Below are 14537 nucleotides of genomic sequence, written 5' to 3'. Positions count from 1 at the left end.
GAATGGAACCCGATGGACAATATGGGCACGATCGGCCAAATGGACAAGATCGCGCGCCCAATCGAAAAAACCTTCAGAAAATCCGCGTCATCGGCGTCACCCGCGGATACCCTGCCGACTGCAAAATCAGGACGCCGCGTCCGTCGAGGCCGGCGGCCGGCGGCGGCGCCGTCCGCGCCCGCCGCGCGAGCGGGATCGTTTTGGCCGCTCGCCGGGATCGTCGTCTGCGTGCCCGTTGGCAAGACGCGATTGACGCAGGCGCTCTTCCGCCTTTGCCGCCGCCTGGGCGACGCGCGGCCCGATCGGCTGGTCACGCCCTTCGGCTTCGATGCGATAAAGCGTGAAACCGTCGAGAAAGTAGCTCTTGGCCCAAAGCGAACGCGGGATTTCCCTGTCCAGGTCGGCGTAGTGCGTCAGCAGCATCTTGCCGGTGATGTTCTGGCAGATCGCCTCGGCATGGCCGCGGGAAAGTCCGAAATCGCGGATGATCGGGCGGATCGTCTCGCGCACATCGTCGTGCACGAACGACGCGAGGCGCTTGACGCCCTCGGCGCGTTCCATCACGTGATGGTGCACCACAAAGGGCGCGACCAAAGCGGACACGAGCATCGGGTCGGGCAGGTTTTCGCCCGCGGCTACAAGCCGGTCGATCCCCTGGAGATTGGAAAGCAGGTAATCGGTGGTCTCGGCGCCGTCGGGTCCGGAGAGGATCGGCGCGTACGCCGGGAACAGGTGCGCGAGAAAGCCCGTTTCCATCATCAGTTCGAAGCTGCGGCGCGACACGCCCCCGCGCAACTCACGCAGAAATTCCTCGCGCACGCGCGCGGCGGCGCAACGGCAGATCTTTTCGCGATGCATCGCGATGGCGTCGCGCGTGTTGGCGTCGATCTCAAAACCCGTGCGCGCGGCATGGCGGATGACGCGCAACATCCGGACGGGGTCCTCGCCGAAGCTGCGGTGCGGGCAGCCGACCGCGCGGATGACGCCCGCGCGCAGATCGTCCATGCCGCCCACGTAATCGATAATGGAAAAATCTTCGATATTATAAAAAAGCGCGTTGATCGTGATGTCGCGGCGCATCGCGTCTTCATACGCCGATCCGAATGTATTTTCCGTCGAGGGCAGTTGGCGTTTTTTCTGCTCGCTCTCGGGGCACGGATCCTCGTCGTCCGCGAAGGGAACGGACCTGCGAAACGTCGAAACCTCGATGATCTTGCCGCCGAAAAAAAAGACGTGGACAAGCTGAAAACGCCGGCCGATCAGCCGCGAGTTGCGAAAGATCGCGCGCACCTCCTCGGGCCGCGCGTCCGTGGCGATATCGAAGTCCTTGGGCCGGCGTTCAAGCAGGATGTCGCGCACGCCGCCGCCGACGAGATAAGCGAGGTAGCCGTGCTTGCGAAGGCGGTACATGACCTTCAGCGCGTCCTCATCGATGTCCCGCCGGGAAATCGAATGACGGCCACGCGGAACGATCACCGGCCGCGGCTCCTCGCCCTGACTTTCTAAAGCGCGTTCAAGTTCCAAAAATCCGCCTTTCCGGCGGTCAAATCCCAACCGCCGAACGCGCAAGTTTATAACACGTTAATACATGATTTTTCAATCGAATCGGCCACATTTCGCCGATTTTTCCGACAAGGACCGCCTTTTGGGGCTGGGCCTGACCTCTGAGCCGTGGTTCCCGGGCGGCCGCGGCGCGTTTCGCCTAGTGCTTGAACAGGCGCTCGCCGGTGAAAACCATCGTCGCGCCGACCTCGTTGCACGCCTCGATGACCTGATAATCGTTCACCGATCCGCCGGGCTGGATCACGGCGCGAACGCCCTCGGAAAGGCCCACGTCGACGCCGTCGCGGAACGGGAAAAACCCGTCGGAGATCATCGCCGCGCCGTCGATCCCGCCGCGCAATTCCGCCGCGTCGGACTGAATCTGCCGCGCACGCTCCGGATCCCTGGCCTGCAATTCGTAAAACGACATACCGAGGCGCTGAAAGCAGATGCGATCGGCGAGTTTGCGATACGCCTTGTCGCGCGCGATCTCGGCGACGCCCACGCGGTCCTGCTCGCCCGTTCCGATTCCGACGGTCACGAGATCCTTCACGTACACGACCGAGTTTGACGTGATGCCGGTTTCGAGCAGCCAGCCGAAGAGCATGTCGTCCTTTTCCTTCGTGGTCGGCTCGCGCTTGATCGCGTGTTTCGTGCCCTTGTGCTCGGTCGCCGCGGGCTGAAGCTGTTCCGTCGTGCGGATCGCCGGCGCGTGCGACCACTGCAAAATCAGCCCGCCGTCGATGAGGCTCTTGAAATCGACAAACCGCTGCGTCGCGAATTCCGCGAGCCGGTCCATGCGCCCGATGCGCATGATGCGCAAATTCTTGCGCGCCGCGAGGATCTCGAACGCGCCGTCCTCGTATTCCGGCGCGACGACCACCTCCGCGTAACGCCTGGCGATCTCCTGCGCGGTCTCCTTGTCAACCGGGCGCGTCAGGCCGATGCATCCGCCGAACGCCGCGACGCGGTCGGCCATGTCGGCCTTCACGTACGCGTCGGCGAGCGACGTGCCGATCGCCGCGCCGCACGGGTTGTTGTGTTTCAAAATCACGCACGCCGGCCTGTCGGCGAACCAGCGCAATATCGCGAGCGCGTTGTCCGCGTCGGTCAGATTGATCTTTCCGGGGTGCTTTCCGGATTGCAGAAGTTCGACGTCCGAGGCCAGGTGCCGGCCGGGCGCGATGGAGGTCACCTCGCCAAGCGCGAGCTGCCCGTTGACGAGGCGATACATCGCCGCTTCCTGCCCGGGGTTTTCCCCATAGCGCAGCCCGCGCATTTCTCCGTCGATCTCCCAGCCCGCCTTTTCGTAAAAAAGCGTTTGCTCGCCGGCGCCCTCGCCATACACGACGCGCAGCTTGTCGGGAAAGTGATCGCCCAGGATCTCGCGGTACGCCTTTTTCAGATCGGTCATGCTAATCCTCGAACGTGTAGATGCCGGCGACGTCGGGTCCCTCGTGCTTGAACAAATACGAGGCGATGCGCGTGTCGTAAGCGGCGGTGTAGGCAAAAGCCTTTTTCGCCAGTTCGAATCGATACGCCGCGCGCGTCGCGCCGCCGTTTTCGGCAAGGTGCGAAAGCAGCCCGCCGTAGTCCGCCGCGCTGGTGACGCTCGCGACGCGCAGGTAATTCTTGGCCGACGCGCGGATCATGCACGGCCCGCCGATGTCGATGTTCGCGCGCGCCTCCTCCACCGTCGTTCCGTCGCGCGCGATCACGTCCCCGAACGGATAGAGGTTCACCACCGCGAGATCGATCGGCGACGCGCCCGTGCGCGCGATGTCGGCCTGGTGCGCATCGTTGTAGGTCTCCGTCAACAAGCCGAGGTAGATCCTGAAATCGAGCGTCTTGACGAGGCCCCCCTGTGTCTCGGGCTGGCCGGTGTAATCGCTGACCTGCGAAAGCCGCGCCGCCGCGCCGTCGCCAAGCGCCCTCGCGATGAAAGCATGCGTGCCGCCGGTCGAGAGAATGCGCACGTCCGGACACGCGGCGACAAGCCCGGCGATCAGATCGTCAAGGCCGGTCTTGTCAAACACGGAAATCAACGCGGTGCGTACCGGAACACGATCATCGATGCGGTCAACGATATTGCCGGGCATGTCGATTCTCCGGATCAGAGGCGATCGGCGTCGGCGTCCTGCTCGAGGGCCACGCCCTCGGGGATCGGCCGCCCGTCGAAAAGAAGCTGTCCGTTTCGGTCGAACGCGAATCGCCCGCGGGCGACGAGCTCGAGCGTTTTCGGATAGATCACCCAGTCGCCCACACGTTTCAACATGTCCTGATTCTCGTCGGCGATCTCGCGCAGCAGTTCCTTTTTTTCCGGCTGGGCGAGTATCAGGGGCGTCACGCCCTCGGGCAGATCCACGCGCATCGGCCGCGAGAGCATGAGCAGCTCGCCGTAGTCCACGCGCTCGCGCACCAGGTGCACCGACGACCGCAAAAAACGCTCGCCCGCGCGGATGGCGCGGGCGACGGCGTTGGCGCCGGTGTAGCGCCGGTGTCCCGCGTCGCGGACGCGCAAGTCCCCCGGATGCACGTTCAGCATGCGGCCGGGAAAGTCCGTCAAAAGCGGCGCGGTCACGATGCTCATGTAGCCGGCCAGCGCGACGACGTCGATCGGAAAATCCGATATCGCCGCGAGCGTCGCGCGGTCGAAATCCGGGCGCAGCGACAGGTCCTTGCGGTCCGTCTTGCCGCGCGCGGCATAGAACTCGGCGATGTCGTTGATGACGGCCGGGATGCCGTAGCGCTTGCCGATTTCGTCGGCGCGACTGGCGCGGCGATCCGTCACGATGAGCGTCACCGCATACGGCGCCTCGCCCTCGCGCGCCGCGAGAAGCTGCTGGTATTCGAGGATCTTGATGAGGTTCGTGCCCGTGCCGGACATGAACGCCGCGACGCGCATCGGACGACCGGATTGCGGCGCGTAAATCGGGGTGATGCCGGTGGGCGCGGAGTCGTTTTCCATGGGGGTCAAAGGCGGGCGGAACTTAGCACGCGACCCCGCCCCCGTAAAGCCGCGCGAGGCCCCGAGCGGACTTAAAAACCGGGAACCGAAAAACTCACGCCCATCGCCGCCGAAGCGGCGATGGGCGCGAAAATTGGCCGACGGCTATTCCGTACACCACGTCCCGGTTGGATTCGCTTCGAATTCGGGGGCTTCGAAATACTTGATCGTCAACGCGACGGCGCCGGCAGGAATATCGGGGAAGTTTGCCTCGAGCGTCCCTCCGTCAGCCGCGACGTCGACGTCATACTCGCCCGGCGTCATGTTGAAGGCGACAAAGACCGGCGTCTCGATCCATGTGCCTTCGCCATTGTACGGACCTCCCGACGTGATGTCGCGAGCGGTACTGAGGCCGTACCCGTCATCGTACAGATAGAGGATCGACGAGACCGACGGGTCAAAGATCGCTTCGGCACATCCAACGGGTTCGTAATCCAGCCCGTCGAAATAGTACGCGGCACCGACCATGAACCCTTTGTTCTCGTAGTCCGGAGTTACGCCGCGGATGCCCGCCAGCAAGCTCATATCGTCTTCGCCCACGAGGTAGAACTCTCCACCGTCGTCCCGCGTCGAGACGTGGTACGTGTAGGTGTCGAGGTAGTCGGTCAGCGATGTCAGGATTGCGACACGCTCGCGCGCCGATTCAGGGATATTTTCGAGTTCGAAATACCCGTTCGCGTCTGTCTCGGCGGTAACCTGCGGATCGAAGGAACTTCCATCGACGTTGCTTACCGCCTCCACGGTCACGCCTTCCAGCAGTCCTTTCGGGAAGAGATCGACGATCGTTCCCGACAAGTCCGTGTCGAGGGGGCACCAGCCCGGCGTGTGGTTGGACGTCGAGACGGAATCGACGCGATATTCGATCCCGACCTCCACCAACGATCCGGCGGGAACGGCGGGGACGAGCACGTCAATCGTGTGCCCGGGAATCGACGCGGACGCCAGGTACATTCCCGGATCGACGTCGAACACGAAAAATCCCGACACATCCGGGTGCGTGCCTTCGCCGGTCTGCGGCCCGTCGTCGCCGGGATCGCGTAGCGTCGTCAGGGCCGGCGTTTCACCGTCCAGTCCCGCGTAGTACACGTCCGGATGGCTCGTTTCGAAGCGTATCTCGGCGCATCCGATCGGTTCGTCGCTCGTGTCGTCGACGGCGATCGTGTATCCGAAAATGACGCCCTTGTAGACGAGGTCCGGATCGACCGAGACCTGATCCGCAAATCCCTCGATGACATCCACTGGTGCGGAGATATAGGCGAAGTCGCTCATTCCCGTTTCCCGATGGAATATATACGTATCCAAATGTCCGGAATAGGATACTTTGATTCCGACGACTCCCACACCATCCGGGATTCCGGACAGGTAGAAATCGCCTTGCGCATCGGTTTCCGCGGTGACGGGCGTCGCAAACGACTCTCCGGTTTCGTTATTGACCGCCTCCACGACGGCGCCTTCGATCGCCTCGTCCGTTATGAATTCCACGACGTACCCGGAAATCCAGTCGTCCGGTTCTTCCGGCGGATCGTCGTAATAGTTTCCGGCCAGGAAGAAGTTGTTGATTTGCTCGTCCATGCTCTCGTCTTGCGGTTTGGGCCGGATGCACGAATCCAGCGGCGGATCTTCGCCGGACATCGCCTCGATCAATTCACCAGTCGTGACCAAATATTGAAACTTACCGCCCGATTGCGGTAAGAAATACCGGAATTCCGGCCAGGCCCAAAAGCGCGTCGGCGCCGTCGTCCCGTTATCGAATTCGATCGTGTAATCGCGGCACGTGTAGCCCGTCGGCGGTGCCGGCTGCCCGGAGATTGCCTGGTTCACTCCCTGAAAAACGTCACGAGTATCCAGCCACAACGGATCGACGCACTTGTCGATATACGCGTCACTTTCGTAGCATCCTTCGTTGTAGGCGTATTCCCCCGCGGACGAAGTACCGTCCTCTGTTACGATGTACCGGCCATTGTCGTGAATTCCGCCGCAGGCCGGCAAGACATGCCAGAATTCGTCGACGGAAACGTTCCACCGGACGGAGATGGGCGCCGGCGACTGGTTTGACGGATAGCAGGATCGGAGGTGGTACAGCGTTTCGCCGGCTTGCGTCGTTTCCACGTCAACGTCGCTGTAAGCGGGGTCGGGCGACGGTAAATACGCCTGGCTCGCGATCTTCCTTTGGTAGAACGCCGCGATCGTTTTCCTCGAACGATTCGCCGCGAATTGAAGTTGAAACAACGGAAGACTCAATGGATCGAAATTTCCGAAAACCTCAAAGGTGTTCGGATCAATGTTCCATTGGGGAATTCCGCCCGGAGGTATTTGGAGGCGCCACGGCGGAACTTTTATAAAATAACCGTGATCCAGATCCCCAATCAGGAACCTTTCGATATCGACCTGCGTGCCGATCGTCTCGATGGTTTTGCGATATCCGGCGACCGGATAGGCCTCGTCGAGAGCGCCTGAAACGAGCAGCACGGGGTTCTGGTGCGTGAATCCCGGATCCGGACTCTGTGCAATCCGCGTGGGATCGAGATAGAGTCCGGTACAACACGCACGATTGTCGGCGGCCGAAAAAGACTGCGGATTGCTCGCGAGGTCTTCGCAATCCAGGCTGTCGTCCGGCGTGTAGGTCGCGCCGTAACTTGCGCTGCGCAAAACGTGCCCCCACCACGCGCCGCCCTGGTTGATCACGTCCCACAACGCGCCGCCGCCCGATACGGCGATCGTCGCCAAGGGACGGTTGTCGAAGGTGTTGAGCAACAATCCCGTCACCGCGCCCGCGCTGTAGCCGATCGTCTGAAGCTGCCCGTTCGTCAGGTGCAGGTCGGCATCCGAGCCCGCGTCGAAGACCTTGTCGAAGAGGTTGACCGCGCGGGCGGCGACGCTCGTGAAGTTCCAGAGCATGCTGTGCTCGTAATTGACCGTACCGCCGACGCAATCGTCAAAGTCGTCCGGAAATCCCTCTGTATATTCGGTCGGCGATTCCCACATGCTGTCGCCGGCGCTGATCTGGTCAAAGCAGATCGGATTTTGCTCCTGGTCCTCGCACGAATAGTCATCCGGAGACGGATTCGCGGGATTTCCTTGCGCGTCACCGCAGTCCACCGGGAGAATTGGTCCGACACCGACCAGCATTGAACATTCCGGTTTCGGCGCGATCCAGTGACCCTCGTCTTGATCCCAACGGCATTTCGCATCCGCCCCTCGCTTCAAACTGTCGGATGCGTCGTAACAATCGACCCCCTGCCCGGGCGCGGAAATGCCGAACGCCACGATGTCCTCGCCACCGGATTCCGCGATCGACCACGCGTGCAGCGCGGAAGAAGCCAAAGACGCACCGTATGGATTCGTCATGTTGCCGTGGAGGATCAGGAGGCCGGGAGTTTAAGGTAATCATCTGGATCGGTCTGCACGGCATAGTGATCAATCCAACCTTTTTCTGTGGATGGATTATAACACGTCACGTTGTCTTCCCTCTTCGTCGCAAGGTAGCCATAAATGAGCGCACTGTCGTTGAGGCTCCCATTTTCTTCGACGGTAGCAGTAAACTGGACGATCGCAAGGCAAAGATCGATTTGTTGTCCGAGAGCCGGATAAAAAGTGTCTCCGCCTTGCCAATTAATGCTCCAGTCGCCCCCAGTCAGATTGCCGAACGCGTCGGCGTTATCCCAATTCGCCGGCGGAACGGTCGCTGTAGATATCGCCGGAAATGCTATCATGATAACTACCGCAAGCGCAATGGACTTTACAAGAGAATTCATGATTTCCTCCCCTGTTTTTATGTCGCCAAAAGATTCATTCTCTATCGATTCACACATGCGTCTGTCACATATCCTCCCTTCTAGTTTGCGACAGGTAAATCGTTGCGAAAGCATTATATGCCAGAACGTCATTGCCGAGTGTGGACCGCCGGCAATCGAGTCGCGAACCATAGGGGCTTAAAATAGACCAATCGAAATCGGCTATCTGCCATGTGCCGTCCATTGGCACAGCCTTTTGTAAGCCGAGTATCAGATCCTGATCCCAGTGCGGCACATAATATACCGACGCGTTCAAATTATTGTTTGACGATTCGCTATCAAGGGCGATACACGGCCTAGTGCCGCTATCGAGACGAGCATCTATTACTTGTAACTCCCATTGACCGGATTGATTCGTCGCGTAAATTGGATACCAATCCCATATACGACTGTAAACTACATGTGCGAAACCACTCTGATCAATTTCATATTTGGCGCCAGCCGTCCCGCCAATATTCACTTCTGTATCGATAATTTGTTCGTTTTCCCATTTGCTTCCCGTGTAACGAGTGTATTTTAACACATAATCGGATCCACCATACGCGAAATGAATATTGTCGAAAACATCGATTTTCAATTGGTAAAATAAACCAAAACGGCCCGGGACGGCCTTTGTCCATTGATCGCCTTTATTCGTTACGTAAACGAGCCCTTGCTCGTCGTCAGCAAACGCCAGATGAATTGCATCGTTCGCATCGACATCCAGCATCGGGTCGCCTGTCATGGTTTCGCCTTCGACGATGAGCGGTTCTCCCGCCGTCCATTGGGCGGCTTGGTACTCGTAAAGCTTCGTTACCCCGTCGTCGAGGTCCTCGCCAACCAGGACCAATGTTCCGGAAGATAGAACCGCGGCTGGCCTTTGCGATAGCAGAATATTGCCCATCGAAATTGGCGACCTGCCGGCGTTCACATCGAGATGCTTTACGACCGAATCCTGTTCGTAAAAAATATGCACCGAACCGTCGGCGCCGATTGCGATCCGCGGCCATTCAGCGGGGCTTTCGCTGTCGGCATGTTCCATAATATTTTGGCCGTCATCAGAGATTAAGATTTTTAAGATCGGATAATCGCCGTCGAAGTATGCGATGCGAAAATCCGTTCCGCTCACCGCTAACGATAAGTAATCGATGCCGTTAACACCGGCAGGAATTATACCTGTCTGCCACGAGCCTTCGAGATTGTCGTGATAATATATATCTTTCCCGCTCGACCGTAGCGTTACGATATGCACGCCGCCTTGATCGTCCACGACGAGGTCCATGACGTAGCTGTACGAACCCGGTAAATTGAAGCTCGAATCGATGACCCATAGACCCGACTGATTTGTTGCGTATCGCGTGTCCACATCGACGAAGCTAGAGGAAACGTACCAGGCGGCGTGAACGAACCCTCCCGGATCCGTCGCCAGCAATACCTGGAAACCCCTCGGAATGTATTTCTCGAGGACCCACGCTCCCGTTCGATTGCCGATGATGGCGGAATACCCGGACGAGGCGCCGGCGGCGATGTAGGCGATTCCGATAAAGACGTTGCCCGAGCCGTCGACCGCGAGGCTCGTCCCGCAAAAGTCGCCCGTGGGCGGGCCCCAGGCAAGCTCATCCGTCCAATGCCCGCTCGCGTTCGTGACATACCGGACCCGGCCGACCCAGAGATCAAACCCCGTGAAACCATATCCCAGGCGCGTATACGTGACGTGGACGGCGCCGTCGGCGTCGAGCGCGATAAACGCCTGGGCGGAGCCGGGATTGGGGAGCTCGAACGGCCAACGCATTCCCGCGTCGCCGATCGTCTCGATCTCCCATTTCCCGAATGCGTTCGTCGCGTATTTGACGGCCCAGTTCCAGAGGTCCGTATAAACGAGGTGAAGGTACCCGTCCTCATCGATCGCCATTTCCGGGGCGGCGCCCATGTGGTCCACGAACTGGCTCGCCCAGGTGTTCGCGCCCTGGGCCTTCGCGTACACCATGATCTCGCGGCCCTTCGCGGCGGCGACGTACGTCGTGCCGTCCGGCGCGATGCCGATGGACGTGCCGTTGTGCCCCGGCGCGCCGCCTGCGATCTGCGTGATGCACGCGCCTTCCGGTGTCAGAAAGCCCTTGGCGCAAAATGGAGGTTCCGTGTCGTCGTCCGCGTCATCGTCCGAATCGTCGTCGAGATCGTCATCCGAATCATCGTCAACCGACGAATCATCATCCCCCGCGTCGTCGTCTATTGCCGAGTCGTCATCGTCCGCGTCGTCGTCGGGCGGACCCGTGTCGTCGTCGTCAATTGTTGTGTTTCCGGAGTCGGAATCGCCGCCGCCGCACGTGCAGCCGGGCAAGGCGAAAAGGAAGGAAAGGAGAAGAAGGCCAAGTACCGCGGATATTTGCGCGCGATACATCCGCCACGATGTGAGCGATCCCCTCATGACCGCCACCCCGAATTTCAATTATCAAATTTTACGCGAACTTCGTAAGGATTACAACAAAAATATGAATGTGGCGCGCCGCCGCGAATTCAGACGCCTTCCGGCAGGTTGAAGCACTCCGCCAGATCGCGGCAGCCCTTCGAACGCACGGCGCAGTTCAATAGCCACTCCGACATCTCGTCCGCATACGAAACGCACTCGTCGATCGCGAGGTCGTCGGCGAATCCGCACGCCTCGATCATGTCGCAAAACACCGCGGCGCGATCCTCGTCGGACGGGTCGTCGTCGTCATCGTCTTCGGCGACCGACGAGCCGCCGCCGCTTGAACCGGACTCGCACGAAAGCGCGAACGAAAAGAGCATGGCCGCCGCGGCAAGGACGAGAACGTGGAGCGAAACCCGGCGCATACGAATCCTTTTCGAAACGAATCGCGACGCAATTTGCGCGAATCGGCGCGACGTTTCAAGCGCCGCGCCCGGCGGCTTGCGCAATCGACAATTTGGCCGGATAAACGCGCGATGCGTCCGGCCGTTTCAGGATTTTTCGCCGTCTCACTCACAGCGGCTTTCGCCTTCGCGGCGCCGGCCACCGCGACGACCCTGTGCGTCGTCGTGGATGGCGAACCCGCGGTGCTCGCCGAAAATCGCGCCGTCGAAATCGAGACCGGTCTTTGCGAGGGCGCGCAAGCGACGCGCCTTGCCGGCGAGCGCCAGAAGGAGCTCGCGCAGGTCGTTCTCTTTTCGCTGGCCAGCGGCAATCCCGCGACGATCGCCAAGGCGCTCGAGGTCCACGAGGCCGGCCGCATCGTGTACAGCGTCCACTCCGAGGCGGACGGCCTTGTGACGCACAGCGTCTATCTGCACGACGGCGGGATCGGCGCCACGGTGACCGGCGGGCGCACGTTCGATTCGCCCGGCAAGATCAAAAACGCGACCGGGGCGTGGGCAAAAGCCTCCGCCGCGTTCGCGCTCGACGAATTGGCCGCGCGCGACATCGCGGGAACGCTCGTCGCCGCCGCGGACGTTTTCGGCGCGCAAGCCGCGCAGATGCTGGCGCAGCCTTCCGCTCCCGCTCAATTCCTTCGCCCGCGCGGCGTTTACGACCCTGCGCAGATCGACGCCGCGCGCCGCGTCATCGACGAAGCGGAAAAGACGAGCACAAGGCGCGCGGTGAATTTCGCGCGTGCGGTCACGGCGTATCTTGAAGGCAAGGACGGCGAAGCGATCCGCGCATTCGACGCCTACGCGAAGGACGGCCCCAGGCCGCACGTCGAGATCGCCCGCGTGAACCTGCTGATCGCCCTCGGGCGCTACGACGAGGCGCTCGCGGCGGCGGACGCGGCCGACAAGGCTCTCGGTTTTTCGTTGTTTTCGCTTTCGCACGCGCTCGCGCTGCGCGGTCTTGGCCGCGACACGCAGTCGCGCGAAGCGTTCCTTGCGTTTCGCCGCCGCTCCGGCGCGGACTGGCTCGAGATGACGCACCCGCTTGTCGATGCGGCGTTTGCGAGCGGCGACGCGAATCTCATGCGCGTTTACGGGGAGACCTACCTGTCGGGCGACCCGCCGGCCGAGGAGCGAGCGCGCGTGGAGGCGCTCATCAAGGCTCGCGCGGCTCGCGCGGCCCACGTGCCGCCTTCGCGAACCCCGACAGATAGTCCAGGCAATTGACCAGGAACTGGCCGCCGTTCACGGACACGTCGTCCGGATTGATATCGAATCCCCAGGCCATGTAGCGCGACGATTCGATCGCCACCGCGGCGCGGGTCGCGTCGCCGTCGAGCGTTCCGATAACGACAAGCCCGCCCGCCAGCGCAAGGTCGATCGCGTAAAGGTCGGTCCGGCCGTTGTCGACCGCCACGTCCATGTGATCGCCATCCGAATAGCCGAATTCAAACGGATCGCGGAACACCTGATGCGCGGTATTTTGGGTCACGAAGCCGACCTGGCCGAAATAGGTGAAGGTATGCGTGTTCGACCAGTTCGCCGACAGCCCGATGTTTTCGAAAAACTTGTAACCGCCCGGGCCGATGCCGAGGATCGGCAGAAAGGAATCCGCCACCGCCTGCGAATCCGAGGCGACGAACCACTCCGTATCGGGATCGATGAGGATCACATCCACGCCTTCAAAATCGGTCGCGGGTGCGTCCGGTTCGTTCACGGTGATCCAGTTGAACCCGTAGCTGCCGAGGATCGAACCCCAGGTCTCGGCGGTCGACGTCTCGAAATTGTGGATGATCGCAACGAAAATCCCGTCGTCGTCATCGTCATCCGCGGTGTCGTCGTCGGCCGTATCGTCGTCGCCGCCGCCGCCGCTTCCGCTGCCCGAACCCGGCGGTTTGCCGCCGACCGTTGCGTCGTCGTCATCGTCGTCGCCGCACGTCGCCGTCGCGAAAACCGCCGCAAACATCGCGATCGCGACAAGGACGACAAAGGAAATTTCGTTTCGCGTTTTTGTCATGCATCCTCCGCGCGCCGGCCCCCTGTTGCGCGCCATCACCGTCTTCGTGACGTTTTTTTTTCGCAAAATCAAGGAAACTTTTTAATGGCGAGCCCCGCCGGGCCGCGCTATATTGGCTTTGACACCGCGGATGGGCTGCTGGTATTAACCAAATCCCCTCATCCCGCCACCCCGGAGTACCTGTATGGGCAAGGGCAAGACCGCGAAGTCCGAATCGGCGCGTCAAAAACGCCTCATGAAAAAACGTTCGAAGGATATTGTTCGCCACAAGACGCACACCTCGGGTGTGATGACCGAGAACACGATTCAGCACCAGATGCTGGGCGAATTCGGCAGCGTGCAGAACTTCATCAAGAACGTGCGCGTGCTCGCGGAGATGTTCGGCGAGGAGGAGTCGCTGAAATCGCTGCGGTTTGACGCCAAGGCCATCTACGACAAGATCGACTTGGAGGATCCGGAAGCCAACGCGGCGCTGAAGGACCTGTTTGAAGCGCGGGAGGACATCACCGCTTACGGCGAGGATTTCGAACCCTTCTGGAAAGACACGCGCACCGGGATCCTGCCCGACTTCCTGACCGACGAATTCGTCGACGAGGTCGCGCGCCGATTCAAGGTTTTGCTGGCCAGAAAACGCGGCTTCAAGCGCGAATACCGCGCGGTGCTCGCCGGAAACCTTCTCGTTCAGGCGCACAAGGTGGCGCTGGCGGAATCGCCCGTCGGCGAGAACAACCTTTGGGAACTGATCTTCAACGCAACGCTGAAGGAAAATCCGGTCGACCTTCCCGAACCGCGCGCGGTCAGCGCGTCCGCGGATGACGCCGGCGACGAGGAAAGCGCGGGCGAAGGCGCCAACGAATCGTCGGGCGCCGAAGCCGCCGGAACCGCGTCAAGCGAATCCGAGGAATAGCCGCGCGCACACCGGCCCGCCTCGCGAAAATCGATGGGGGCGCGCCGGTGCCGGACGCGAAATCCGCGGCTTACGAATCGTCACCGAAGACGCGCGCGTTTTCCTTGGCGTCCTCCGCGAGTTCCTTTTGCCAGTCCCGGGCATTCGGGTGGCTCTGCATGAATTCCTCAAACCACGGCCGCGCAAGCTCGCGCTTGTCGACGCCCTCCGGCGCCACCTGAATGTCGATCTGCGCCATGGCCAGGTCGAAATCGGAGTTGAGCAGGGTGTCCGCGTCGATGTGATTGTCCATGAGCGCCTGCTTCAATTCGGCGGGGGAGCACTGAAAGCGGCGCGCCAGGTCATGGATATTCTGCTGGCGATACCCGCCCTCGGCGGTGATGCCGAGGTGATAGGCGCAAAACAGCTCGAAGACGTCGAAAC

Annotated in this window: 12 protein-coding genes; 2 read left to right on the top strand and 10 right to left on the bottom strand. The window is 61.1% G+C overall.

The features are described from left to right. Positions 1 to 126: 126 nt before the first annotated feature. The 8 genes from pcnB to K8I61_16040 all read right to left on the bottom strand — a co-directional run bounded on the left by pcnB (position 127) and on the right by K8I61_16040 (position 11157). Positions 127 to 1476, bottom strand: coding sequence for a polynucleotide adenylyltransferase PcnB (pcnB, locus tag K8I61_16075; protein ID MBZ0273557.1), 1350 nt, complete (start codon positions 1474 to 1476; stop codon positions 127 to 129). A 226-nt stretch (positions 1477 to 1702) separates the two neighbouring features. Then, positions 1703 to 2956, bottom strand: a complete 1254-nt coding sequence (locus K8I61_16070; protein ID MBZ0273556.1) for an IMP cyclohydrolase — start codon at positions 2954 to 2956, stop codon at positions 1703 to 1705. A 1-nt stretch (position 2957) separates the two neighbouring features. Beyond that, the gene (locus tag K8I61_16065; protein ID MBZ0273555.1) at positions 2958 to 3641 is read right to left on the bottom strand and encodes a hypothetical protein; all 684 of its coding nucleotides are present in this window, start codon (positions 3639 to 3641) and stop codon (positions 2958 to 2960) included. A 14-nt stretch (positions 3642 to 3655) separates the two neighbouring features. Next, positions 3656 to 4510, bottom strand: coding sequence for a formyl transferase (locus tag K8I61_16060; protein ID MBZ0273554.1), 855 nt, complete (start codon positions 4508 to 4510; stop codon positions 3656 to 3658). Between the two features lie 144 nt (positions 4511 to 4654). Then, positions 4655 to 7678, bottom strand: a complete 3024-nt coding sequence (locus K8I61_16055; GenBank protein ID MBZ0273553.1) for a carboxypeptidase-like regulatory domain-containing protein — start codon at positions 7676 to 7678, stop codon at positions 4655 to 4657. A 233-nt stretch (positions 7679 to 7911) separates the two neighbouring features. Beyond that, a complete protein-coding gene (locus K8I61_16050) occupies positions 7912 to 8304 on the bottom strand; it encodes a hypothetical protein (GenBank protein MBZ0273552.1) in 393 nt (130 codons plus the stop codon). A gap of 64 nt (positions 8305 to 8368) precedes the next feature. Beyond that, the gene (locus tag K8I61_16045) at positions 8369 to 10750 is read right to left on the bottom strand and encodes a hypothetical protein (protein ID MBZ0273551.1); all 2382 of its coding nucleotides are present in this window, start codon (positions 10748 to 10750) and stop codon (positions 8369 to 8371) included. Positions 10751 to 10839: 89 nt separating this feature from the next. Beyond that, positions 10840 to 11157: a hypothetical protein gene (locus K8I61_16040; GenBank protein MBZ0273550.1), complete on the bottom strand. Its 318-nt coding sequence runs from the start codon at positions 11155 to 11157 to the stop codon at positions 10840 to 10842. A 111-nt stretch (positions 11158 to 11268) separates the two neighbouring features. On the opposite strand from K8I61_16040, the gene K8I61_16035 reads away from it, so the two are divergent. Continuing rightward, positions 11269 to 12417, top strand: coding sequence for a hypothetical protein (locus K8I61_16035; protein MBZ0273549.1), 1149 nt, complete (start codon positions 11269 to 11271; stop codon positions 12415 to 12417). On the opposite strand, the gene K8I61_16030 is transcribed toward K8I61_16035, so the two are convergent. Beyond that, the gene (locus K8I61_16030) at positions 12347 to 13207 is read right to left on the bottom strand and encodes a hypothetical protein (protein MBZ0273548.1); all 861 of its coding nucleotides are present in this window, start codon (positions 13205 to 13207) and stop codon (positions 12347 to 12349) included. The genes K8I61_16035 and K8I61_16030 overlap by 71 nt on opposite strands. Positions 13208 to 13391: 184 nt before the next feature. Between K8I61_16030 and K8I61_16025 the strand changes: the two genes are divergently transcribed. Next, positions 13392 to 14114, top strand: a complete 723-nt coding sequence (locus K8I61_16025) for a hypothetical protein (GenBank protein ID MBZ0273547.1) — start codon at positions 13392 to 13394, stop codon at positions 14112 to 14114. 70 nt (positions 14115 to 14184) lie between these two features. Here K8I61_16025 and K8I61_16020 read toward each other — a convergent pair. Further along, positions 14185 to 14537: hypothetical protein (locus tag K8I61_16020; GenBank protein ID MBZ0273546.1), on the bottom strand; the 353-nt coding region annotated here is incomplete at its 5' end.

The sequence above is a fragment of the bacterium genome (assembly GCA_019912885.1).
Taxonomy (GTDB): domain Bacteria; phylum Lernaellota; class Lernaellaia; order JACKCT01; family JACKCT01; genus JAIOHV01.
Note: the sequence above shows the minus strand (reverse complement) of the source record. Positions and strands in the feature narration are given on the sequence as shown.